General features: G+C 60.3%; 18 protein-coding genes. 9 read left to right on the top strand and 9 right to left on the bottom strand.

All coding sequences use genetic code 11. The annotated features are described in order from the left end of the window. Positions 1-141 precede the first annotated feature (141 nt). Positions 142-1,236, bottom strand: a complete 1,095-nt coding sequence (locus OHL11_RS10770; protein WP_263371514.1) for an SPL family radical SAM protein — start codon at positions 1,234-1,236, stop codon at positions 142-144. A 69-nt stretch (positions 1,237-1,305) separates the two neighbouring features. Further along, complete coding sequence (locus OHL11_RS10765; RefSeq protein WP_263371513.1) at positions 1,306-3,162, bottom strand: hypothetical protein; 1,857 nt, start codon at positions 3,160-3,162, stop codon at positions 1,306-1,308. Positions 3,163-3,365: 203 nt separating this feature from the next. On the opposite strand from OHL11_RS10765, the gene rplA reads away from it, so the two are divergent. The 4 genes from rplA (at position 3,366) to rpoB (ending at position 10,512) form a co-directional block, all read left to right on the top strand. Next, positions 3,366-4,079 (top strand): 50S ribosomal protein L1, encoded by a 714-nt coding sequence (gene rplA / locus OHL11_RS10760; protein ID WP_263371512.1) that lies wholly within the window; start codon positions 3,366-3,368, stop codon positions 4,077-4,079. 134 nt (positions 4,080-4,213) lie between these two features. Next, positions 4,214-4,879 carry a 50S ribosomal protein L10 gene (gene rplJ, locus OHL11_RS10755; protein WP_263371511.1) on the top strand — a complete coding sequence of 222 codons (666 nt, stop codon included), beginning with the start codon at positions 4,214-4,216 and terminating at the stop codon, positions 4,877-4,879. Positions 4,880-5,021: 142 nt separating this feature from the next. Then, complete coding sequence (rplL, locus tag OHL11_RS10750; RefSeq protein WP_390234345.1) at positions 5,022-5,396, top strand: 50S ribosomal protein L7/L12; 375 nt, start codon at positions 5,022-5,024, stop codon at positions 5,394-5,396. A 616-nt stretch (positions 5,397-6,012) separates the two neighbouring features. Further along, positions 6,013-10,512, top strand: a complete 4,500-nt coding sequence (gene rpoB, locus OHL11_RS10745; protein WP_263371510.1) for a DNA-directed RNA polymerase subunit beta — start codon at positions 6,013-6,015, stop codon at positions 10,510-10,512. Here rpoB and OHL11_RS10740 read toward each other — a convergent pair. Next, on the bottom strand, positions 10,509-10,730 hold the full coding sequence (locus OHL11_RS10740) for a hypothetical protein (RefSeq protein WP_263371509.1): 222 nt from the start codon (positions 10,728-10,730) through the stop codon (positions 10,509-10,511). The genes rpoB and OHL11_RS10740 overlap by 4 nt on opposite strands. On the opposite strand from OHL11_RS10740, the gene rpoC reads away from it, so the two are divergent. Together rpoC and OHL11_RS10730 are read left to right on the top strand one after the other, a co-directional pair. Then, on the top strand, positions 10,729-14,919 hold the full coding sequence (gene rpoC, locus OHL11_RS10735) for a DNA-directed RNA polymerase subunit beta' (RefSeq protein ID WP_263371508.1): 4,191 nt from the start codon (positions 10,729-10,731) through the stop codon (positions 14,917-14,919). The two genes, OHL11_RS10740 and rpoC, sit on opposite strands and share 2 nt — an antisense overlap. Positions 14,920-15,060: 141 nt before the next feature. Further along, entirely contained in the window at positions 15,061-15,399 is a 339-nt protein-coding gene (locus OHL11_RS10730; RefSeq protein ID WP_263371507.1) for an RcnB family protein, read from the top strand. A gap of 30 nt (positions 15,400-15,429) precedes the next feature. Here the strand turns inward: OHL11_RS10730 and OHL11_RS10725 are convergent, their stop codons facing one another. Continuing rightward, a complete protein-coding gene (locus OHL11_RS10725) occupies positions 15,430-16,293 on the bottom strand; it encodes a S1/P1 nuclease (protein ID WP_263371506.1) in 864 nt (287 codons plus the stop codon). Positions 16,294-16,370: 77 nt separating this feature from the next. On the opposite strand from OHL11_RS10725, the gene OHL11_RS10720 reads away from it, so the two are divergent. Then, on the top strand, positions 16,371-16,916 hold the full coding sequence (locus tag OHL11_RS10720) for a hypothetical protein (protein ID WP_263371505.1): 546 nt from the start codon (positions 16,371-16,373) through the stop codon (positions 16,914-16,916). 183 nt (positions 16,917-17,099) lie between these two features. Next, positions 17,100-17,363 (top strand): hypothetical protein, encoded by a 264-nt coding sequence (locus OHL11_RS10715; RefSeq protein WP_263371504.1) that lies wholly within the window; start codon positions 17,100-17,102, stop codon positions 17,361-17,363. A 23-nt stretch (positions 17,364-17,386) separates the two neighbouring features. On the opposite strand, the gene trhO is transcribed toward OHL11_RS10715, so the two are convergent. From trhO to OHL11_RS10700, 3 genes are all read right to left on the bottom strand, one after another. Next, positions 17,387-18,109, bottom strand: a complete 723-nt coding sequence (gene trhO, locus OHL11_RS10710) for an oxygen-dependent tRNA uridine(34) hydroxylase TrhO (protein ID WP_263371503.1) — start codon at positions 18,107-18,109, stop codon at positions 17,387-17,389. An 88-nt stretch (positions 18,110-18,197) separates the two neighbouring features. Next, complete coding sequence (locus OHL11_RS10705) at positions 18,198-19,106, bottom strand: BPSS1187 family protein (protein ID WP_263371502.1); 909 nt, start codon at positions 19,104-19,106, stop codon at positions 18,198-18,200. Between the two features lie 41 nt (positions 19,107-19,147). Continuing rightward, complete coding sequence (locus OHL11_RS10700; protein ID WP_263371501.1) at positions 19,148-19,705, bottom strand: VOC family protein; 558 nt, start codon at positions 19,703-19,705, stop codon at positions 19,148-19,150. A gap of 72 nt (positions 19,706-19,777) precedes the next feature. On the opposite strand from OHL11_RS10700, the gene OHL11_RS10695 reads away from it, so the two are divergent. Beyond that, a complete protein-coding gene (locus OHL11_RS10695; protein ID WP_263371500.1) occupies positions 19,778-20,323 on the top strand; it encodes an SRPBCC family protein in 546 nt (181 codons plus the stop codon). On the opposite strand, the gene OHL11_RS10690 is transcribed toward OHL11_RS10695, so the two are convergent. Beyond that, positions 20,320-22,839, bottom strand: a complete 2,520-nt coding sequence (locus tag OHL11_RS10690; protein WP_263371499.1) for a PAS domain S-box protein — start codon at positions 22,837-22,839, stop codon at positions 20,320-20,322. The two genes, OHL11_RS10695 and OHL11_RS10690, sit on opposite strands and share 4 nt — an antisense overlap. Before the next feature lie 214 nt (positions 22,840-23,053). Further along, positions 23,054-23,584, bottom strand: a complete 531-nt coding sequence (locus tag OHL11_RS10685) for a YybH family protein (protein ID WP_263371498.1) — start codon at positions 23,582-23,584, stop codon at positions 23,054-23,056. Between the last annotated feature and the right edge of the window lie 66 nt (positions 23,585-23,650).

The following is a 23,650-nucleotide window of genomic DNA, read 5'->3' as shown; positions in this document are numbered from 1 at the left end:
AGAATATGTGCATCGCTATACGATTGTCAAAGAAAATCGTAGAAGTGTAATTTCTACAGCAAATTTGGCAGTGAACACAGCAAAAGACAGCCCATCCAAGGGAGGGGCTGAAAATCTTCTTTGTTGCGAGGAGGGTCTGAGCTAGGCGGTCTGCATCATGCTCTTGGCGTACCGCTCGGCCTTTGGTCCCTTGCGCTGGCGCTCCAGTTCTTCAGCGCGCTCCAGGCCGTAACGGCGGCAGGCTGACTGGATGCGTTGACTCATCAGGCGGCGATAGGCCGGGTCGGCGAAATCCATGGTGGCAAACCGGCGTTCGTACTCTGCCGAAAGCTGCGGGAAGTGCTCGCGAACGAAGCTCAGATACGTAGGGCGCGAGCACGACTTGAGGAACAGCGGGGCTCCCCGCAGAAAGCAGGCTCCAGCGTCGGCGGCGCGCTCGGCGACGGCGTCGATAGATGCCTGCGAATCATTCAGGCCATACATGAGTGGCGAGCAGAGCACGCCGGCGGGGATGCCCGCACGGCGCAGGTTCTGCAGCGCCAGAAAACGCAGATCAGGCCGAGGCGCACGCGGCTCCAGCAACCTCGCGAGTGACGTGTCCGTCGTCGTGATCGTAAGGTGAACCGTGAGCTGATTGCGTTCTGAAATCTTGCGCAGCAGATCTACGTCGCGCTCAATCAGCCTCGACTTGGTCACGATGCTGATGCCGAGTCCTTCGCGCTTGGCAAGTACCTCCAGCAGCGAACGCGTGATGCCTACGCGCTGCTCGATGGGCTGATACGGATCGGTTGCGGTTCCGATCGCGATCTCATACTTGCCGTCGAACCGTCGCAGTTCCTGCTCGAGGAGCCACGCTGCGTTCTCCTTGAGATAGATCTCTCGCTCAAACGCGACGGCCCAGGGCTGCTCCGGCTCCGCATAGGTTCCAGGCGGGACGGCGGCCACCGTCTCCGGCTGGAGAAACTGATGCGTGTAGCGGGCATAACAGTACTTGCAGCCAAACTCGCAGCCGCGGTACGGGTTGATCGACCAGGTCGTCCATCCCATGCGACGCGAGGTGGTGAAGTTCATCAGCGACTTGGCCTGCATGGCGCGAAACTCGATCAGGTGCCCGTCATCGGCGTGACGGGCCGCTTCAGCGAGCTTGGCGATACCGGAAGGGCGCGCCGAGGGAAGAATGGGGAATAGGTCACCGAGAACCAGTTGTTCGGGTTGGCGGCTCGCGTTATTCGCCATTTCTTCGCCTCGCTGGATTTGAGATTAGCCTCGGCGTTGGCACTTGTCAATTTCAAATTGCGGAAAGATTTAAGGCCTGCGTCTCCAGAGTTCGTACCCGTAATGTTCTGGCGCTGCCGGCTCTGAAAGCTGGTAGTGGTCCCGGATGTAACGGCATAAGTTGGCCTCCGCGGGGTCCCGATGACGGAGCGGAGCTGTGTAGCGCGTCAGCAGGATGATGTTGATGGAATGGCGCGGGCCGTCCTCAGAGAAAGCGCAGTCGCCGATCTGGTCCGGCAGGAGCAGCAGAACTGCGTCGGGATGCCCCTCCATCTCGGCGATCTTCTGCTTCAACTCGTCGATCGTCACGGCGTTCAGGATGCCGAAGAAGTATCCGTCACGCAGTTCCTGCGCATGGGTCACTCCGAAGCGCGAAGGTGAATACGTGTAGGGTGCTTCGAAGAGGGTGTTGGCTGGCAGCCCGAAGGCTTTCGCGGGCGTCGGCGCGGTGGCGTGAGTGAATGCCTTGTAGTTTTCCAGCTTCTGCAGCGCCACCGCAGGGCCGAGTTCCTTGCCGATGCGACGCAACGCCCAGCGATCAAAGGCGCTGATTTCCGGGCTCTTGGGCTCCCATGCGAGACCGAAGAGAATTGCCGCCTTCCCGAGATTGGCGCGTTGAATGTTGAAAGAAACCACGCACGGCAAAAGAGCCAGGATCACTGCGGCCACCGGTGCCACGATTCTCCAGCTAGACCGAAAGCTGGCTGCCACAAGGAGCGCCACGAGGATGACACCATAGGGGTTGTTCCACAGGTGAGGGGGATCGAAGCGGCCGAGCGCTGCAGGAATCGCGGGGAAAGAAACCGCCGCGAGCATGATCCATGCGTCCGGGGTCCTGTTCCGCAGCCCCGTAGCCGTGTAGCACGCGGCGATCGCCACCGCCAGCAGGAAAAGCAACGTGAAGAGATTCGCATTGATGGGGAAGTTCATGCCACCCTGGCTGAAGGCTTTCAGGGTGTCGAACGCATGAAGATGGTTGGCGAGAGCAGCAAGGCACCCGTCTCCCAGCAGGAGCGCGAGAGCCCACGCTCCCGCTTCGCGCTCTGGAGACAGGTAGAGGCTCCACAGATAAAATGCGACCGTGCCTATAGCGAAGGCGATGGCGAGTTCTGGCGAGATCAGCAGCAGGAGCGCCATGCTTCCTACTGCGCCGAGGGCTGCGTTACGCCAACGGTTTGGGCTGGCTCCCTGAAGAGCGCGGAAGGTGAGCAGCGCAAAAAAACAGGGGCTCACAAAGCGCAGTAGTGAGTAGTTGATCCCCGTCGTGAGCATGCCCGGAATGTTGGCAGCCCACAGGATGAGTAAAACGGCGGTCGGATGCGAGGAGCGACCCTCCGTGCTCCAGCGCACCACCTGCGCGAGCATAAGAACGCCGACGATTGAGACGAGCGTCCAGAAAAGGCAATAGGCATCCGCAAGCGGAAGCCCGAGGCCACGGATGAGGAGCGCGGGGCCGTACAGGAAAGCCGCTCCGTACGCATACTCGAAGTCCACGTAGGGGCGTTGTCCCTGTGCGGCGTGCCAGACGCGGTCGATCAGATAGATCGATTCATCGAAGCCATTCAGTTGGCGCGTCAGTATGTAGAAAAAGACGCAGATCAGCGCAGTGCCAATCGAGGCGAAGAGGATCGTGCGCGAGGCGAGCTTCCCGCTCGCTGGTGTCGTAGGGGCGGGGAGGGACGGCCCGAATGCCAACGTGCCTAGAATTCCCAATGCCACCAACGCGACGGCAACGCGATTGTTATAGCCGAACAGGTAGGAGAAAGAGGCCGTCGGGCGAACCGGAAAGTGGTACGGAACGGTGCAGAGCAGGATCAGCAGCGTGCAGAAGCCAAGGGCGAGCCAAAACCATCGCCGGGCGTGTGGAATCTCAACAGGGGTGGGCATGTCGCACCATCCTATCGTTACTGAGGAAGAATATGCAGTTTGCTTGACGTGATTACCGCCATGGTTCATACTTAGAGGGTTGTCTGCGTATTTCCATGCAGGCACCCTGTCGCAACCACGCCCATGCAGTGCACCGCATGTTCCGCCGACGCCAGTCGTGAGTAGGAGATTCGGGGTGGAAGACGGATTAGAAGAGAGAGTTCATGGCCCGTAAAGTTTCCAAGAATGTCGCCGCTGCGCGCGCGCTTGTCGAACAGCGTCCTTACGCGATCGGTGAAGCGATTCCGCTGCTGCAGAAGGCAAAGTTTGCCAAGTTTGACGAGACCGTCGATCTGACGCTCCGTCTCGGTGTCGATACCCGCCACGCTGACCAGATGGTTCGTGGCACGGTGGTTCTCCCCCACGGTCTGGGCGGTAAGGCGAAGGTAGTTGCGGTGATCGCTTCGGGCGACAACCTCAAGGCTGCTGAAGCTGCCGGCGCAGAGTTCGTCGGTGGTGAAGACCTCGTCGAGAAGATTCAGAAGGAAGGTTGGACCGACTTCGACGCTCTGATCTCGACCCCGGACATGATGCGTTCGGTCGGTAAGCTCGGTAAGGTGCTCGGTCCCCGCGGCCTGATGCCGAACCCGAAGACCGGCACCGTGACCACCGATGTTGCTGCTGCGATCGCTGAGATCAAGGCTGGTAAGGTGGAGTTCCGCGCTGACAAGACCGCTCTGGTTCACGTTCCCGTGGGCAAGCTGAGCTTCCCGATCGAGAAGATCCAGGAAAATGCTTTGAGCGTGATCTCGGCTGTGGTGAAGGCGAAGCCTTCGGCTGCCAAGGGTAAGTACGTGAAGCGCATCGTGCTGTCGTCGACGATGGGCCCGGGCGTTGAGCTCGAAGCCGCGACCGCAGAAGTTGCCGCAAAGGCGTAAAGGTGAGCCGCTAGCTTCTAGCTTCTAGCTTTTAGCAATGCATCGCCCGGACAAGGATTTCCGCTCCAGCCGCAAGGGAAGAGCGACACAGATTGAGCTAGTAGCGAAGAGCTAGTAGCTAGAGGTTAACAACCATGGCATTGACCAAGGCGAAAAAGAATGAGAAAGTCCAGTTCCTCGCGCAGGAACTGGAAAGCTCGACCTCGGCGATCATCGGCACCTTCAAGGGCCTGACCGCGTCGAAGGATTTCGAGCTCCGTAAGGTGGTCCGCAATGCAGGCGGCCACTACCACGTGGTGAAGAACAAGCTCGCGGCACACTCGTCGAAGGGCACCAAGGTTGAGGCAGCTCTGCAGGGCCTCAAGGGTGTTTCTTCGGTGGCGTACACCGACGGCGATCCGGTTGCACTGGCGAAGGCCCTTGCTGACTGGGTAAAGGACAACGCAGAGTTCACCTTCAAGCTCGGCATCGTTGATGGCAAGGTCATCAACGTGGACGAAGTGAAGGCTCTGGCGAACATGCCGGGTAAGGAAGAGCTCTTCTCGAAGCTGCTGTTCCTCATCAACGCACCTGCTACCCGCCTCGCGACGGTCATCAACGCGACCGGCCGCAACCTTGCAGTGGTGGTCAACCAGGCAGTCGAGCAGAACAAGTTCGGCGGCGCGGCACCGGCTGCGGTAGCGGAAGCACACGTCGAAGAGGCCGCCGCTGGCGAGCAGCCTTCGGGTGCAGCAGAACCGGAAAACTCGACGGCCTCGCAGGCTGGCGAAGCGGCGGACACCGCACCGGCAGAAGGCTAAACAAGTTTCGCTGTTCGGAACTTCCTGGGGGCGCATGTCTGGCGCAACGGAACCTCAGGACAGGGAAGGCGGCAACCTCGGCGGAAGAATGCCGGGGAAAGCAAAACATCAGTACCAAACTTTGCAGTAACGGAGAATAACAATGGCAGACATCCAGCAGTTGGAAGATCAGATCGTTTCGCTCAGCCTCCTCGAGGCAGCTGAGCTCGTAAAGAAGCTCGAAGAGCGCCTTGGCGTTTCGGCAGCAGCAGCAACCGTAGCAGCAGCTCCGGCAGCTGGCGGCGGCGCAGCAGCAGCAGCTGAAGAGAAGACCGAGTTCACGGTCATCCTCAAGGAAGCTGGCGCAAACAAGATCAACACCATCAAGGCTGTTCGCGAAGTGACCGGTCTTGGCCTGAAGGAAGCGAAGGACCTGGTTGACGGTGCTCCCAAGCCCCTGAAGGAGAACATCTCGAAGGACGACGCGCAGGCACTGGCGAAGAAGTTCGAAGGCATCGCAGCAGTCGAACTCAAGTAGTTCTTCGCCCCTCGGGGCGGAAAACTTCCGGAAAAGGCAGGGCTTCGGCTCTGCCTTTTCTGCGCGTTTCCAGGTGCACTTGCATTCGTGCAAAGTGTGCGGTATTCTCTTTCATGGAGAACTTCGCGCCTGCACTTTCTTGCAGCGCGCATCGGTTTCAAGCAAGCGAACGTCCTTCTTAGCAACACCCCGGTCCATCCTGGTAATGCGGAACAGGTTAGGGGATCGGTCACTACTCGGTTCGAGCGGCGGGCCCGTGTAGTGCAACACCCAGCATCCAGCGCAATTCTTGAAAGCTCGGCCAAGCTTTCAGAGGCGGCGTGATTTCAGTTGTTGACCAAAATCTAGTGCAACGGTCTATACCGGCGCTCTCGGGACGTTCTGTCCATACGAGAGCTTTTGGCGTTTCCACTGTTATTCCCGCTGTTTGAACCGAATTTCAGCTCCTACGGGAGCGCAAGTTTGACCTCGCAGAATGCTTCGCGAGGGTTGTAGCAACGCGCTGAGGATCAGTCGCCGCGAGGAGCGACTGGACCGGGAGGGCGCAAAGAAGTCCTAAGCTGTGATGCCGGTTTTCGGTCTCACGGCTTCCTCGAGACAAGTAACAGGAGAGCTCATGTCCGACTCGACCACCAAGCAGGAACTGCGACCGATTCGCAGCCGTCTTGATTTTTCGAAGATTCCTACCAGCATTCAGATTCCAAACCTCATCGAGGTGCAGCGCCGTTCGTACGAGCGCTTCCTTCAGATGGACAAGCTCCCGCAGGAGCGCGAAGATAACGGCCTCCAGTCGGTCTTTACGTCCGTCTTCCCGATCACTGATTTCCGCAACGTCTCTGAGCTCGAGTTCGTCGATTACACGATCGGCAACTGGGAGTGCAAGTGCGGCTTCCTCAAGGGCCTGAACCATCTCCGTACGGCTTGCGTTTCGTGCGGCCACATGGTGATCACCGACCCGTTCCACCCGGGCGATGTGCTTTGCAAGTTCTGCGGAACGTACAACAAGAACACGCCGGATTTCTGCACCAAGTGCGGTGACCCGGTGGGTCTGCAGTTGAAGTACGACCAGGCAGAGTGCGAAGAGCGCGGCATGACCTACTCGGCTCCGCTGAAGGTCACCATCCGCCTGAAGATCTACGACAAGGACCCGGAGACGGGCGTGAAGACCCTGCGCGACATGAAGGAGCAGGAAGTCTTCTTCGGCGACATCCCCTTGATGTCGGCCAACGGTACGTTCATCGTGAACGGCACCGAGCGCGTCATCGTGTCGCAGTTGCACCGTTCGCCCGGCGTCTTCTTCGAGACGGCGAACAACCGTACCTACTTCCTCGGAAAGATCATCCCCTACCGTGGTTCGTGGGTGGAGTTCGAGTACGACCAGAAGAACATCCTGTACGTCCGCATCGATCGCAAGCGTAAGTTCCTCGGAACGATCTTCCTGCGCGCGCTCGGTCTGCGTACGGACGAAGAAATCCTCAAGACGTTCTACACGGTAGACACGGTCAACGTGAAGGACGGCAAGCTGTCGTGGTCGATCTCGTCGGAAGACAAGGCGACCAACATTGTGGGCACGCGTTCGACGTCGGCGCTCGTGGTGGACGGCAAGGAAGTGGTGGCGAGCGGCAAGAAGATCGGTGCTTCGGCGCTGAAGGCCCTGCGCGCCAGCGGCGTGACCTCGGTCGAAGTCGAGAACTCGGAGTTTGAAGGCGCGATGACCGCAGCCGACGTCGTGGACATGACGACGGGCGAGTTGCTGTACGAAGCCAACCAGGAGCTCTCGGCCGACAAGCTGCACAAGATCCTGCAGTCGGGTGTGACTTCGCTGGAAGTCTTCTTCCCGGAGAAGGACGACGTGGGCGGCATCATTGCCAACACGCTGCGTCGCGACTCCGTGCGCAAGCCCGAAGAGGCGCTGATCGAAATCTACCGCAAGCTGCGTCCGGGTGACCCGCCGACGCTGGACACTGCGACCGCTCTCTTCGAAGGCATGTTCTTCGATCCGCGCAAGTACGACTTCTCGCGCGTGGGCCGTCTCAAGTTCAACATCAAGCTGTACGAGAACCAGGATTCCGCTGGCCTCGATCACCGCACGCTGACGCCGGAAGACTTCTACGGCACGATCCGTTACCTGCTCAAGCTGCGTAAGAACATCGGCGTTGTGGACGACATCGATCATCTCGGCAACCGCCGCGTTCGCGCGGTGGGCGAGTTGATGGAGAACCAGTTCCGCATCGGTCTCGTGCGCATGGAGCGCGCCATCAAGGAAAAGATGAGCGTGTACCAGGAGATGTCGACGGCGATGCCGCACGACCTCATCAACGCCAAGCCGGTGATGGCTGCGATCCGCGAGTTCTTCGGTTCGTCGCAGCTCTCGCAGTTCATGGACCAGACGAACCCCTTGTCGGAAATCACGCACAAGCGTCGTCTGTCGGCCCTTGGACCTGGTGGTCTTTCGCGTGAGCGCGCTGGCTTCGAAGTCCGCGACGTTCACCCGACGCACTACGGCCGTATCTGCCCGATCGAAACGCCTGAAGGACCGAACATCGGTCTTATCTCGTCGCTGTCGTGCTTTGCACGCATCAACGAGTACGGCTTCATCGAGTCGCCTTACCGCAAGGTGAAGGAAGGCCGCGTACTCGACTACGTCGCTGTGACGAACGCCGGTGAGTCCGGTCTTCGCCAGGGCGACACGCTGGAGATCAGCGAGTCGGTGGAGTTGAACAAGAAGCTGAAGAAGGAAAGCAAGCGCGCGGCAGAGTTCGAGCCGTTCAGCTTCTACCTCTCGGCATGGGAAGAAGATCGCCACACGATCGCTCAGGCGAACATCACGCTGGATGAGAACGGTCACATGACCGAAGCTCTGGTCAACGCGCGTCGCACGGGTGACTTCGTGCTCGTGCCGCAGGCTGAGATCGACTACATGGACGTTTCGCCGAAGCAGCTGGTTTCGGTGGCTGCGTCACTGGTTCCGTTCCTCGAGCATGACGACGCAAACCGCGCCCTGATGGGTGCGAACATGCAGCGTCAGTCGGTGCCGCTGCTGGTTGCAGAGGCTCCGTTCGTCGGTACGGGTATGGAAGGCGTCACGGCTCGCGATTCGGGTGCTGTGATTCTTGCCAAGCGTAACGGCATCGTGGACTCGGTCGACTCCGAGCGCATCATCGTGCGCGTCGAAGGCGAGCACCACCCCACGCAGCTTTCGCGTGAGGTCGGTTCGGACATCTACTCGCTGACGAAGTTCAAGCGCTCCAACCAGAACACCTGCATCAACCAGAAGCCGATCGTCCGCCGTGGCGACCGCGTGCTGAAGGGGCAGGTTCTGGCCGATGGTCCTTGCACGGAGCAGGGCGAGCTTGGCCTTGGCCGTAACGTGCTGGTGGCCTTCATGCCGTGGCGCGGTTACAACTTCGAGGACGCGATCCTCATCTCGGAAAAGCTGGTCCGCGAGGACTACTACACCTCGATCCACATCGAGGAGTTCGAGATCGAAGCACGCGACACGAAGCTGGGACCGGAAGAAATCACGCGTGATATTCCGAACGTCTCCGAGCACGCGCTGCGTGATCTGGACGAGTCGGGCATCATCCGCATCGGTGCCAAGATCAGCCACAACGACATCCTCGTGGGTAAGGTGACGCCGAAGGGCGAAACGCAGCTTACGCCGGAAGAGAAGCTGCTCCGCGCCATCTTCGGTGAAAAGGCCGGCGATGTACGCGACGCTTCGCTGACGTGCCCTCCGGGCATCGAAGGCACGGTCGTTGATGTTCGCATCTTCTCGCGCAAGGGGCAGGAAAAGGACCAGCGCGCGCTGCAGATCGAGCAGGAGCAGATCGAGCGTCTCGAGCGCAACCTTGCTGACGAAATCCGAATCCTGACGGACGAGCGTTTGAAGCGTCTTGACGGCATTCTGGGTGGCAAGGCTGTGCTGGCTGACCTGCACGACGAGCGCACCAACAAGAAGCTGCTCTCGAAGGACGATGTGCTCACCCGTGAGCAGATCGAACTGATCTCGACGCGTAACCTGAAGCGTATTCGCTACGCCGACAAGGATCCGCGCGTGAACGAGCAGATCGACGAGATCGAAGAGATGACCTCGCGTCAGATCGACGTACTCCGCAAGATCACCAACGAAAAGATCGCGAAGATGGGCAAGGGCGATGAGCTCTCGCCTGGCGTGATCAAGATGGTGAAGGTGTACATCGCGATGAAGCGTAAGCTCTCGGTCGGCGATAAGATGGCAGGCCGTCACGGTAACAAGGGTGTGATCGCGCGCATTCTGCCGGAAGAAGATATGCCGTACCTGCCGGATGGAACTCCGGTGGAGATCGTGCTGAATCCGCTGGGCGTGCCTTCGCGTATGAACGTCGGTCAGATTCTCGAAACTCACCTTGGCTGGGCTGCTCATGAGCTCGGCGTGAAGGTGGCTGCCCTGGCCGCACAGGCACAGGAAGCCAATGAGGTTCGCGAGATCTTCAAGGAGCAGTTCAAGAACACGGCTGCTCTCAACCAGCTTCTTGCCCTCGACGACGAGCAGACTCTGCGCGTGGCTGCAGGCATGAAGCGCGGCATCTGGTTCGGCACGGCGGTGTTCGACGGTGCACAGGAAACGGAAATCAAGGCGCTGCTCGCAGCGGCTGGACTTCCGAGCTCGGGCAAGAGCCCGCTGATCGACGGTATGACCGGCGATGAGTTCGAGCAGCCTGTCACGGTTGGCTACATCTACATGCTCAAGCTGTCTCACCTTGTCGACGACAAGATCCACGCTCGTTCGATCGGACCGTACTCGCTCATCACGCAGCAGCCGCTGGGTGGTAAGGCGCAGTTCGGCGGCCAGCGCTTCGGCGAAATGGAAGTCTGGGCGCTCGAAGCATACGGTGCGGCTTACATCCTGCAGGAACTGCTCACCGCGAAGTCGGATGACGTCTTTGGCCGTACGAAGATCTACGAGGCCATCGTCAAGGGCGAGGCGGCGATCGAGCCGGGTGTACCGGAGTCGTTCAACGTGTTGATCCGCGAACTGCAGTCGCTCTGCCTGGACGTGGAACTCGTCAAGGGCAGTGCAGCGGTCAGCGAAGAGGACCTGAACACGGTTCCCGAGCTGGCAGTCGCCGACTAACTGAATCCGCCAGCCTCTGCTTCTTCCTGAGCTTGTGTAACGGCAGGGAAGAGCAGAGGCAACGGCGATGACTGAAGAGATTTGCGGCCGCAGAAGATCGCACCGCCCGTAACCAGCAGCAAGACAGCAGCGAAGCTCGCAACAGGCTCTGAGTGCATGACAGAGCGATGGACAAAGTTGGCATCGAGCAACGCACTGCAACGGAGAGAAAAACTCATGTTCCGCTCCAGCCCTTTTGAAACGCAAGGACCGATCGCCGACTTCGACTCGATCAAGATCCAGCTCGCCAGCCCCGAGAAGATTCGCTCGTGGTCGCATGGTGAAGTCACGAAGCCGGAAACCATCAACTACCGCACGTTCAAGCCCGAACGTGACGGCCTCTTCTGCGCGCGCATCTTCGGACCGATCACCGACTGGGAATGCCTCTGCGGCAAGTACAAGCGCATGAAGCACCGCGGCGTGATCTGCGACAAGTGCGGCGTTGAAGTCACCTTGTCCAAGGTTCGTCGTGAGCGCCTCGGCCACATCGAGCTGGCTTCGCCCTGCTCGCACGTGTGGTTCTTCAAGGGCCTGCCCTCGCGTATCGGCCACCTGCTCGACATCTCGCTGCGTGAGCTCGAAGCTGTTCTCTACTTCGAGTCGTACGTGGTCGTCGATCCGGGCGACGCTCCTGTGAAGGAGCGCGAAGTCATCAAGGACGAGAACCGCTTCCGCGAGCTCGACCAGCAGTACCGCCCGTCCGGCTTCAAGGCCATGATGGGTGCTGAAGCGATCAAGGAGCTTCTCAAGCGCGTTGAAACGCAGGAGCTCGCCATCGAGCTTCGCGAGCGCATGAAGACCGAGACTTCGCTGCAGAAGAAGCTCAAGTACTCCAAGCGCCTGAAGGTGGTTGAGGCGTTCCGCAAGTCCGACAACAAGCCGCAGTGGATGATCCTCGACGTGATCCCCGTGATCCCGCCCGAGCTTCGCCCGCTCGTGCCGCTGGACGGTGGCCGCTTCGCGACCTCGGATCTCAACGATCTGTACCGCCGCGTGATCAACCGTAACAACCGCCTCAAGAAGCTCATGGACCTCCATGCGCCTGAGGTCATCGTGCGTAACGAAAAGCGCATGCTGCAGGAAGCTGTGGACGCGCTGTTCGACAACGGCCGTCGTGGCCGCGTGCTGCGTGGCGCGAACAACCGTCCGCTGAAGTCGCTCTCTGACACCCTCAAGGGCAAGCAGGGCCGCTTCCGTCAGAACCTGCTCGGCAAGCGCGTGGACTATTCCGGTCGTTCGGTGATCGTGGTCGGTCCTGAGCTGAAGCTGCACCAGTGCGGTCTCCCCAAGAAGATGGCGCTCGAGCTCTTCAAGCCGTTCATCTATCACCGTCTCGAGCAGACGGGCCACTGCACGACCATCAAGCAGGCCAAGGAGATGGTGGAGCAGCAGGAGTCGATCGTTTGGGACATCCTTGAAGAAGTCATCAAGGACCATCCGGTACTGCTGAACCGCGCTCCGACGCTTCACCGTCTGGGTATCCAGGCGTTTGAGCCCGTGCTCGTGGAAGGTAAGGCCATCAAGATTCACCCGCTCGTCTGCACGGCGTTCAATGCCGACTTCGACGGTGACCAGATGGCTGTGCACATCCCGCTGAGCCCTGAAGCGCAGATCGAAGCTTCGGTGCTGATGCTGGCTTCGCACAACATCCTCTCGCCGGCATCGGGTCAGCCGATCTCGGTCCCGACGCAGGATCTCGTGCTCGGCATCTACTACCTGACGCGCGCGAAGGTGAACGCGAAGGGTGAAGGCCGTGTGTTCGCGAACATCGAAGAAGTGCTGATGGCGCTCGAAGCCAAGCAGGTGGAGACGCTGACGCCGATTCGTCTGCGCTACACCGGCCCTGTGCTCGACATGACCACGGCCTACGACGATCAGGACCTCACGCACACCGAACCGGTCGAGTTCAACAAGCAGTTCATCAACACGACCGTTGGTCGCGCGATCCTGAACGACCGCCTGCCGGAAGGTATGCCGTATGTGAACGGCCTGCTGAAGAAGAAGGGCATCGGTCAGCTCATCAACTACCTGTACCTGAACCTGGGTCTGGAGACGACCGTGCACACGCTCGATCGCCTCAAGGAGCTGGGCTTCCAGTACGCTACCCGCTCGGGTCTCTCGGTCGGTCTGGATGACATGGTCATCCCGGCGTCGAAGTACACGACGGTGGCAGACGCTGAGAAGCAGGTCATCACGCTGCAGCAGCAGTACCTGGAAGGTTCGATCACCAACCTCGAACGCTCCAACAAGGTCACGCAGCTGTGGTCTGGCATCACCGACCGCGTCGCCGACGAAATGTTCAACAACATGAAGCGTGCCGACAAGGAAGGCACCATGAACCCGATCTACATCATGGCGGACTCGGGCGCTCGTGGTTCCAAGCAGCAGATTCGTCAGCTCTCCGGTATGCGCGGACTGATGGCCAAGCCCTCGGGCGAAATCATCGAATCGCCGATCAAGGCGAACTTCCGCGAAGGCCTGACCGTTCTCGAGTACTTCATCTCGACGCACGGTGCTCGTAAGGGTCTTGCTGATACCGCGCTGAAGACCGCTGACTCGGGTTACCTCACCCGTCGTCTGGTCGACGTGGCGCAGGATGTCATCATCTCCGAGCTCGATTGCGGCACGGTTGAAGGCATCTACGTCATGCCGATCATCGAAGCCGGTGAGATCATCGAACCGCTGCGTGACCGTATCATCGGCCGCGTGACGCTCGAGAAGCTCAAGGACTTCGAAGGCAAGACGATCGTCGAGATCAACGACGAGATCGACGAAGATAAGGCAGCAGCGATCCAGGCTGCGGGTATCGAGAAGGTGAAGATCCGCTCGGTGCTCACCTGCGAATCCAAGCGCGGCTGCTGCATCCGTTGCTACGGTCGTAACCTCGGTTCGGGCAAGATGGTCGAGCTCGGTGAAGCTGTCGGCGTTATCGCTGCGCAGTCCATCGGCGAGCCCGGCACGCAGCTCACCATGCGTACCTTCCACGTAGGTGGAACGGCTTCGCGTGTGGCCGATGCCTCGCATCTCGAAGCCAAGAACGCTGGTCGCATTCACTTCATCAACCTCGCAACCGTTCGCTCCAAGGACGGCGGCCTGGTGGCCTTCAACCGCTCGGGATCCATCGCGATCATCGACGAGAAGGGCCGTGAGAAGGAGCGCTACGCCATCGTTTACGGTGCGAAGCTGAAGGTGGAAGATGGTCAGGAAGTCAAGCTCGGCGACGTGATCGGCGAGTGGGACCCCTACACCTTCTCGATCCTCACCGAAATCGAAGGCACCGTGCAGTTCAAGGACCTGCAGGAAGGCGTCACGCTGCACGAAGAGACCGATGAAGTTACTGGTCTTTCGCGTCTCGTGGTTGCTGACTCGCCGGACGAAAAGCGTCAGCCGATGATCCTCGTGAAGGGTGCAGCAGGCACGAAGCGTTACCTTATGCCGAACCGCGCTCATCTCATGGTTCAGGATGGCGACGAGCTTTCGCCGGGCGATGTGCTCGCGAAGATTCCGCGCGAAACGACGCGTACGAAGGACATCACGGGCGGTCTGCCGCGCGTTGTGGAACTCTTCGAAGCGCGTAAGCCGCGTGATCCGGCGATCATCGCCAAGCTCGACGGTATCGTTCGCTTCGGCGACGTATCGAAGGGCCAGCGTAAGGTCTACGTCACGTCGGATAGCGGAACGGAAGACGAGTACTCGGTACCGCGTGGTGTGTACGTCAACGTTCAGGAAGGCGAGCGCGTTCGCGCCGGCGATGCTCTCATCGACGGACCGCGTAACCCGCACGACATCCTCGAAGTGTTGGGCGAGCGCGAGCTGCAGATTTACCTGGTCAACGAAATCCAGGAAGTCTACCGCTTGCAGGGCGTGTCGATCTCCGATAAGCACATCGAAACGATCGTTCGTCAGATGATGCGTTGGGTGAAGATCGAAGAAGTGGGCGACACCAACTTCCTGCTCGAGCAGCAGGTGGATCGCTTCCGCTTCAACGCTGAGAACCAGCGCGTGCTGATGGATGGCGGTCGTCCGTCGATCGGTCGTCCGCTGCTGCTCGGTATCACGAAGGCATCGCTCTCCACCGACAGCTTCATCTCGGCGGCGTCGTTCCAGGAAACCACGCGCGTACTCACCGAGGCGTCCATCAACGGCGCCATGGATACGCTCCGCGGCCTGAAGGAAAACGTCATCGTGGGTCGTCTGATCCCTGCCGGTACGGGTATGGAGTACTACCGCAATGTCGCGCTCTCTCCGGAGCTCGAAGAAGCGGCTGCTCAGATCCAGGCCGAAGTGCAGGAAGCGCACGAAGCCGAAGAGCGCGAGCTCGAGCAGATGCGCATGGAAGGCGAACAGGAAGAGATGGCCGCGGAGTAACGCGGTTCCTCGTAACCCGAAGAGGCGGACTCGAAAGAGTCCGCCTCTTCTCTTTGTAACGATTGGTAACAATCCTCTGTTTCTTAGACACGTCTTGCATCCAACCCTCGAGTGCCGCTGGATCGGTACGAAGGAGACAAGATGAAACTCACGAAGACCTCTAGCTTTGTACTTTCCGCGATGCTGGCTGTCGCACCGTTTGCTGCGTTGGCGCAAGGCCCCGGTCACGACGACCACGGCGGCGGCCATGACGATCACGGCGGCAACCACGGTGGTTACGTGCAGCACAATGATTGGAAGAAGGGCGGCCACATCCAGCAGAACGACTGGAACCGCGGGGCACAGGTGGACTACCGCTCGCACCATCTCTCGGCTCCGCCGCGCGGATACCAGTGGCGTCAGGTGGACGGCAACTACGTCCTCGCTGCAGCAGCCACCGGCGTCATCGCAAGCGTGATCGTAGCTTCGGCCGCACGCTAAGCTGCGCGCAGCAAACAAGACGGCAGGCCATCATGGCCTGCCGTCGTCATTTGCTGTTGCAGCCTTCTTCTTCGCCGCGAAGCTCGCGTTGAGCAGCTTGGCGAGCCGCAGCCCCGCAAGCTCCAACCGCGTCTCGATCACCGGCAGATACTTGTCGGCGTACGCCTGATCGATGTTGGCGCCGGGCAGCACGAGCGCCTCGCCGCCGATCGCCTGCGACTCCGTCGCCCACGTCACCGAGTCGCCGTCGCCCGCTTCCAGATGCTTGTCGGCGATCTGCTTTTCGAGCATCGCCAGCCACTGCGCGTCGTCGCGGTGCGCATGGTCGATCAGGCCATCGTCCCACACCTCATGCAGCTCATGATGGCCCCACTTGCTCTTCTCCTCGCCAAAGAAGGTGACGGGGATATCGTTGGCGCCGCGGCCCAGCCCATACGCGTGATACGGCTGATGCTCATCGCCCACAAAGTGCACGAGAAACTTCAGCGCCACGGCACGGTCGGCGGTGTCGAGCGACGTATCGCCCACGCGCTCCAGGTTGTAGGGAATGCGATCGACCACGCAGTCGCGCCACTTGTCGGCCTTGGAGCCGAGCGTCACCCCGGGCTGCACCTGGCAGTCGCGATCACGGTTATAGGTCGCGCCCGGCGGAATATTCACGAAGTGCCACTGCATGGTCTGGCGATTGCCCGCGAGATACGCATCGGCCCACGAAGCGATGTCGGCCATGCTCTCCTTGCCCAGCAACGCCTGCACCTGCGCTTTGGCCTCGGGCGTCATGTGGTCCCAAGCGACCTCGGCCACCAACCGATGCCCCGTTCGTCCCCAAGCCCAAGCAGGAGCAGAAAGAGCAGCACAAAGCGCGACGGTGAGGAGAGAGCGGAGGTGTTTCATGGGAGAAGTATATGACGACATGTCACATGACTAGGAATGAGATGCCGATCCCACAGCATCACGAGGTATAGTGCCGTATGCTCTCGTCAGAGAAAGCTACAGCGATCCGCGAGGAACTCTTATCCTCTTTGTTGAGTCATGCCGTAGAAATCTTCCGTGAAAATAATCGCATCAACTCCGCCATCGAAGATAAGGCGCAAAGAGTCGTCACCATCTGCGGCATAGCTCTGAGTGCGGGATTCGTTTTTGTGAAGGGGGGATCTTCTGTACAAGTCGAAGGCACATATCGTTATCTACTTCTGCTTGCCTTTGGAGCAGTCCTTGCCAGCATCCTCTGTGCGCTCGCGGCGAACAGGGTAATTCCTCAAGCGAAGATTCCTGATTTCGAGATAATCAGGACATATGTTAACGACATTTGTGGCCTACCAACTACGAGCTTGAGCAAATCCATAGTTGTAAATACGAAGAACGACATAATTGAATTATGGAGCGACGTGTTAGGTCTTCAAGCCGCGGTGAACAAAAGGAAGGCTAACTTTTTGTCCGTAGCTCAGGCGCTATTGTTTGTGGCTTTGCTTGCAATGTCAATCATCATCTTGCATGTAATATCGAAACCTAATTAGGAGAGGACAGCATGCGTTGTACACATCCTGGATGCGATCAGGAAGCCCGCCCCGGCTCAAATCGTTGCGGGGCCCATCGGTTCCCGCGTCCTTCCATGGAATTTCGCAGTTCGTTTAGCGATTCGACAAAATCGAATCGTTCGATTGCTATGGACTCAATGCCCGAAGAGATTCGTAAAAAGCTTGAAGAAAATGAGCGGAGGCGGCGTGATAACAACGACTGAAACCGTGGCCAAGCTCGATCAGGTTGCTGCATCAATCGCCGGATTCAGATACGTGTGGCGCAGCCAAGCAAATGGGCATGTGCCGTTTGATCGCATCTTGGCGTTCAAAACGCTGCTTGAGCTTGAGCGCTCGATGAAGCAGTATGATTGCAATCTATCTCTTGATGATCTTGAAGCCGAGTTAGAAGCGAACTCAGCTTGGTGTAAGACTTATCAAGAATGACACCTTCAGCGGTTGCTGAGCAGCTATTCGCCTTCCTCAAAATGATCATGTCCCACACCGCGTCGCCGATCGAAGACGAAGCAATCGCCTTGCCAGAGGCTGTCGGAGGTGGGGATGTCTTCGAGGTATTTCAGGATGCCGCCGCGTAGGTGGTAGACGTTCTCGAAGCCCTGTTGCAGCAGGTAGGCTGAGGCCTTTTCGCAGCGGATGCCGCCGGTGCAGAACATCGCCACCTTCTTGTGCTTGGTCGCGTCCAGGTGCTCGCGTGTGTAGTCGACGAACTCCGAGAACTTGGTGAGGTGCGGGTCGATGGCGCCCTGAAAGGTGCCGGCCTCCACCTCGTAGTCGTTGCGCGTGTCCACGAGGAGGACCTCGGGGTCGGCGAGCAGCGCGTTCCAGTCGGCCGCCTCCACGTAGGTGCCGGGGCGGTTCGGGTCCACCTCCACGCCACGGAAGGTGAGCACCGCGTTCTTCACCTTGAACTTCAATCGGCCGAAGGGCGCGTCGTCGGCGCTGGAGAACTTGACCTCCGCGCGGTCGAGCCCGAGGCGCTCGTGCAGGAACGCGAGCAGGCGATCGATGACGGCGGGATCCGCTGCAGCGACTGTGCCGTTTACGCCTTCCGTGGCGATGAGGATCGTGCCCAGCAGCTCGCCTTCGACGAAGCTCGCGGCCAGCGCTTCGCGCAGAGCGGCGGGGTCTTCGACGGTGACGAACTTGTAGAGGGCAGCGACGGTGTACGGCATGTCTCTATGATAAATCGCCGCTGGTGACGCGGTGGCAGGCGGCTCCGCGTGTCGCGCTCAGGGTTTGCGCCGCGTCGGCCGCGGGATGTCAGTTCGGGTTGACGTTGCCGAAGAGGAACTGCCACTCAGGCAGGTAGCGCATGTCGTGGATGTTGATGCCGTGGTAGACCATCGGGTTTGCGGCGTTGGCCTGCGGAGGCAGATCAAGCGAGAAGACGCGGATATGGTCGGCCGGTACGCCGAGCAGGGGATAGCTTTTGGTGAGCGCGTCGTTGAAGGGCTCGCGCGAGTTGCGCACGGCGTACCAGCGGTCGAGCGGCGTGACGCTCTTGTCGCGTAGCCAGGGAGCGAAGCGCGGATTGCGCAGGTTGCCCTGGAAGTCGAGCGGGCTGGAGAAGAGGATGACGCGTGGCACCTCGTGCTGCTTGGCGATGAACGCCGCCATGCCCGCGCCCTGCGACTGCCCGGAGACAGCGATGCGCGACCACTTCGGCTGCTCGCCGTCGAGGTACTCGGCCCAGCCTTCGTTGGGGTGGCGCTTGTCGAGCTCATGCAGCAGCGCGACGAGGCGCGCAGAAATGCTCTCCTGCACAGGGTTCTCGACGGGCGAGGCCTTGGTGTCAGCGCTCGGTCCCCCGTGGAGGTTAGGTCCATAGACGCGCATCGAGCGGAAGGCCGCTGCGCAGTTTGAGTCCGGGATGCGGGGGCAGATTTGCGAGACGGCTGGGGTGTCGTCGTACTCCATGCCGATGACGCGATAACCTTGCGCGGCGATCGTCTTCAGAAACGGCACGGTGAACGACGGCTCGCCGTTCGTGCCCGGCATCCAGAGCAGGATCGGCGCTCCTTCGAGATGCTTCGGGCGAAGCACTACGTTCGGCGCGTCGAAGCTGGAGCGGATGCCGGTGTCGGAAGGCTTGATCAGCTCCTGCGCAACGGCGGAAAGGCCGCAGGCGAGGGCGAGCGTTAGAGTGAGAGAAGCCAGCGCAGATCGCATGGCATGAGTGTAGCTGCAGCGCGCGCGATCGCGTGTGAAAGCTACTCTTTGATCAAAGCGTGCAGGTCGAGCGGACGGGTGAACATCGTCAGGTTGCCCTGGGCGTCAAGCGGCCACTGCTCGCGCGGGCGGTCCCAGTAGAGCTCGACGCCGTTGCCGTCGGGGTCGCGGAGATAGATCGCCTCGCTGACGCCGTGGTCGGAGGCGCCTTCAAGGCCGACGCCAGCTTTCACCACGCGGCGCAGCGCGTCGGCAAGCTCGGCGCGCGTGGGATAGAGGATCGCCGTGTGATACAGCCCGGTCGTCCCCATCGGCGCGGGCGGGCCGTTGAGGCTCTCCCACGTGTTCAGGCCGATGTGATGGTGATAGCCGCCCGCCGAAAGAAATGCTGCCGAGTCACCGTACTTCACCGTGAGTTCGAAGCCCAGCACGCCAGAGTAAAACGCGATCGCGCGCTCAAGGTTGGCGACCTTCAAATGGACGTGGCCGATGCGGACGTTGGGACCGATGGGGGTGACAGGCGTGCTCATGCAGATAGGATGCCGCAGCGTAGCGAAAGTATCAATGTAAATACATTCGCGCTCGATGGAACACGACATTCATTTCTCTTGTGCATCGCACCGACTTCGCCGACACTGGTCAGCAAACTCACCCGGGAGAAATGGTCGCACATGCGTCGAGTGTTTGGTTGGCTGGTGGTTCTGCTGATTGTGTTTGTGGGAGTCGTCCTGATGCTGGCTTCGCGTAAGCCGGATTCATACCGCGTCGAGCGCACGACCAAGATTCACGCGAGCGCGGACAAGATCAATCCGCTGCTGCAGGACATGCATCACTTCGCGCTGTGGTCGCCGTGGCAGCACCTCGACCCGAACATGAAGGAGACGTTCTCCGGTCCGCCGGTCGGCGTGGGAGCGACGGTTGCCTGGGTCGGGAACTCGAAGGCCGGCGAAGGCAACATGAAGGTGCTGACCGCCACGCCGTATGACACGACGCTCGATCTGCACTTCATCAAGCCGTTCGAGAGCGACGCGAAGGTGGAGTATCAGTTGACGCCGCAGACCGACGGCACACAGGTGACGTGGATCATGAGCGGCCCCTTGAACTTCATGTCGAAGGTGATGTGCGTCTTCAAGAACATGGACGCGATGATTGGACCGGACTTTGAACGCGGCCTGGCGCAGATGAAGCGTGTTGCCGAAGACCCGCAGCAGCCTTAGCGGATATGTCCGTGCGGATGCGTGGGCAGCGTGAAGTGGAAGGTTGAGCCTTCGCCGAGCACGCTGGTGGCCCAGATGTGTCCGCCGTGCTGGTGCACGATGGAGCGGCAGATGGCGAGGCCGAGGCCTGTGCCACCCATCGCGCGCGAGTCGGAGGCGTCTACCTGCTTGAAGCGCTCAAAGATCTGCTGCAGCTTGTCCACGGGAATGCCGCGGCCGTGGTCTTCGATCTCGATGAGGGCTTCATCAGGCGAGATGTAGCTGGCCGTCAGTCGAATCTCGCTGGGGAGGTTCGCCGCTGCGGGCGAGAACTTCACTGCGTTCGAGAGCAGGTTCGTCAGCGTCTGCAAGATGCGGTCGGGGTCAGCCCACACGGTCACGTCATTGGGCTCCATGCGGAAGCGCACGTTGGCCTTGTGCGCGGTAGCCTGCAGTAGCTGCGTGGCGCGGTCGAAGAGCTCGGAGATGTTGCACTGAATCGCGTGGAGCTCTGCCTTACCGGAGCCGATGCGCTCGAGATCGAGGATGTCGTTGACGAGGCGGACGAGGCGATCGGTGTTGCCGATGGCGATGTCCATCATCTGCTTCATCTTCTCGGGGCGGTCCTGCAGCGCGCCGCCGCCGATGAGGCCCAGCGCTGCGCGCAGCGACGTCAGCGGTGTGCGCAGCTCATGCGACACCGTGGAGATGAACTCGTCCTTCATGCGGTCGAGCTGATTGCGCTCAGAGATATCGGTAAAGGCGACGACGACTCCTACCGCGCGTGCCTGCGCGCGCGGGTTTGCAGGTGCGCCGGAGGTGGCCGTGTGCAGCGGCGTAATCTGTACGCCGGTGGACGACTGCAGCGCGAGCGTGTCGTTCGCCGCAGCGGTTTCCACCTGCGAGATAGCAGGGTCGATCGCTTCGATCAGCGGGCGCGCAACGTATTCGACAGGGAAGCAGGAGCCGTCTTTACGCCAGAAGACTTCGTTGGCGACGCGCATGGAGTTTCTGTTTTTCAAGGAGCCTTCAACCGGGCACTCGTTGGACGGGTAATATGTCCCGTCAACACGCGAGTGGTGGATTAGTTCGTGCATGTTGCGGCCGATCATTTCTTCAGGGCGGTAGCCGAGCATCTGCGCGGCTACGTTGTTGACGATGGTGCAGCGCCCCTGGAGGTCGATGCCGTAGATACCGTCGCCGACCGACTCCAGCACGGAGTTCGACTGGCGGATGAGAGACCGGAGTTGGTCCTCTGCGCGGATCTGCTCGGTAATGTCGACGCCGAAGCCGAGCACGTAGCGCGGCGCGTCCTTCGGTTCCACCAGACGGTTGCGGTAGGCCACCACGCGCATCGATCCATCAGGACGTTGCAGGTGCAGCAGGCCTGACGACTCGCCGTCGCGCAGCAGTTCCTTCAGGTACTGCTCCATCTCGTGGACGTAGAACGGGTCCATCAGCGAAGTGAGCGGACGGCCAATGACCTCTTCCACGCGGCGACCGCCGAGCTGCGCACCGAAGTCGTTGATCGAGAGGATCACGCCGTCGAGGTCGTGCGTGCAGACCATGCCCAGCGAGCCTTCGACGATCTGGCGATACTTCGCTTCCGACTCGCGAATGGAGCTCTCGGCCACGCGCTGCACGGTGACGTCGATGCCCGTCGCGATGATGAAGGCGACCTCGCCGAGTGTGTCGACGAGCGCAGTGGCTGACCACGAGATGCGGCGGCGCGTGCCGTCAGCAGCGGTCCAGAAGTTTTCGTAAGCCGTAGGAAAATCGCCGTTGCGGATGCGCTCAAAGCTCTCGATATAGCTGGGAACATCCTCTTCGGGGATCAGGCGCTCCCAGGCATATTTGCCGAGCAGCTCCGAAGAGTTATAGCCCGAGATGATTTCGCAGGCGCGGTTGAAGCGCACGATGCGGCCTGCGGTGTCGAACACGACCACGAGCGCACCGACGGTGTCGAGCACGGCCGAAACGAAGTTACGCTCCATGGTGAGCGCTGTTTCCACGCGTTGACGAGCACGAGTGGCGGTGTCACGCTGGCGCACGCGCACGGAAAGCTCAAGGCGCGTCGTCACCATGTGAGAGAGGCTCTCGAGCGAGTCGATCTGCGAGGGCGAAAGACGGCGTGCCGTGGTGTCCAGCACCGCAAGGCAGCCGATCGAGATGGAGTGTGGCGTCAGCACCGGAGCGCCGCCATAGAAGCGGAAGCTGCGGCCGGCGAACGGGATGCCATTCATGCCGTAGTCAGGGTCACGACGCGCGTCGGGTATCTGATAAACGCCGTCGGCATCGACGGTGAGTTCGCAGGGAAGCGTGTCGCGGGCGACCTCGGCCTCAGGCTCGAAGCCATGTGCGCCCAGTATGCGCACGCCGCCGGGTTCGAGCACAGAGACGTAGGCAATCGGTGAGTTGGTCACAGCCGCCGCCAGACGAGCAATATCGTCGTAGGCAGGGTCATGTGGCAACTCGTCGAGAGCGTAATGCTCCAACGCTGCGAGGCGGGCTTCCTCGGTCTCCTGAGTGGTCGACATCATTTTCCAAGAATCAGCATAGTCATGGGGCTGTCAAACTACAGTCCCACTTTCTTCGCAAACCGCCCGGACGATAGTCACCTAAAGTAACCTTGTCCCATAATGGGTCTAACCTTATGTATTTCTTAGAGTTGGGGCAACCATTCCGGGACGCGATGCTTTTGTCGCTATTAAAACAGCAGTCATCTCTTGTTTAGATGCTGGTAAACAGCCTCTACTTCTGTGGAAGAGTGCAACAGTCGGTTGCAGGCGCATCCTCGGCAGAGGCATCGAGCGCCACCTTCCATTCGTTCTGGACGCGCTTCCACACCGTAATGTATCGGCCTTCGCGCTCGATGGGCTGGCCGGCGGCATCGTGCGAGCGACCGACGTAGTGGCCCCAGGTGAAGCCGCTCTCCCCGCCCGGATTCATACGCGCGCCATCGGCCTTCCACGTGAGCTGATACTGCTTCGGATCCCACTGCGTTGCGGTGGAGACGGCGGCATGACCCACGATCGGCGCCTTCCCGTTGGGGAGCTCGATGCCGTCCTCGGCGAACCAGCGTGAGAATGCAGCACCGCCATGCGCTTCTACGTCGGCAGAAAACTGTGCTTCGAGCTTGAGCAGGGTCGTCTCGCCCGGCGTCATGGTCGGATCGGCCAGCGGATGCGGAGCGGCGTTGGAGCCAGCGCCCGGCTGCAGTAGTTGAGCGAACGAAGCCGTGCTGAGGGTGCAGAGAGCGAAGGCGAAAGCGAGGCGGCGCATGGCAAGGATTGTAAGAGCCTCGCGTCCGGATTGCAGGACTGATATTCTCGGCTGCAGCATGTCGAA

The organism is Granulicella cerasi, assembly GCF_025685575.1.
Classification (GTDB): Bacteria; Acidobacteriota; Terriglobia; order Terriglobales; family Acidobacteriaceae; genus Granulicella; species Granulicella cerasi.
The sequence above is the reverse complement of the archived record's forward strand: the minus strand, read 5'-3'. Positions and strand labels throughout refer to the sequence as shown.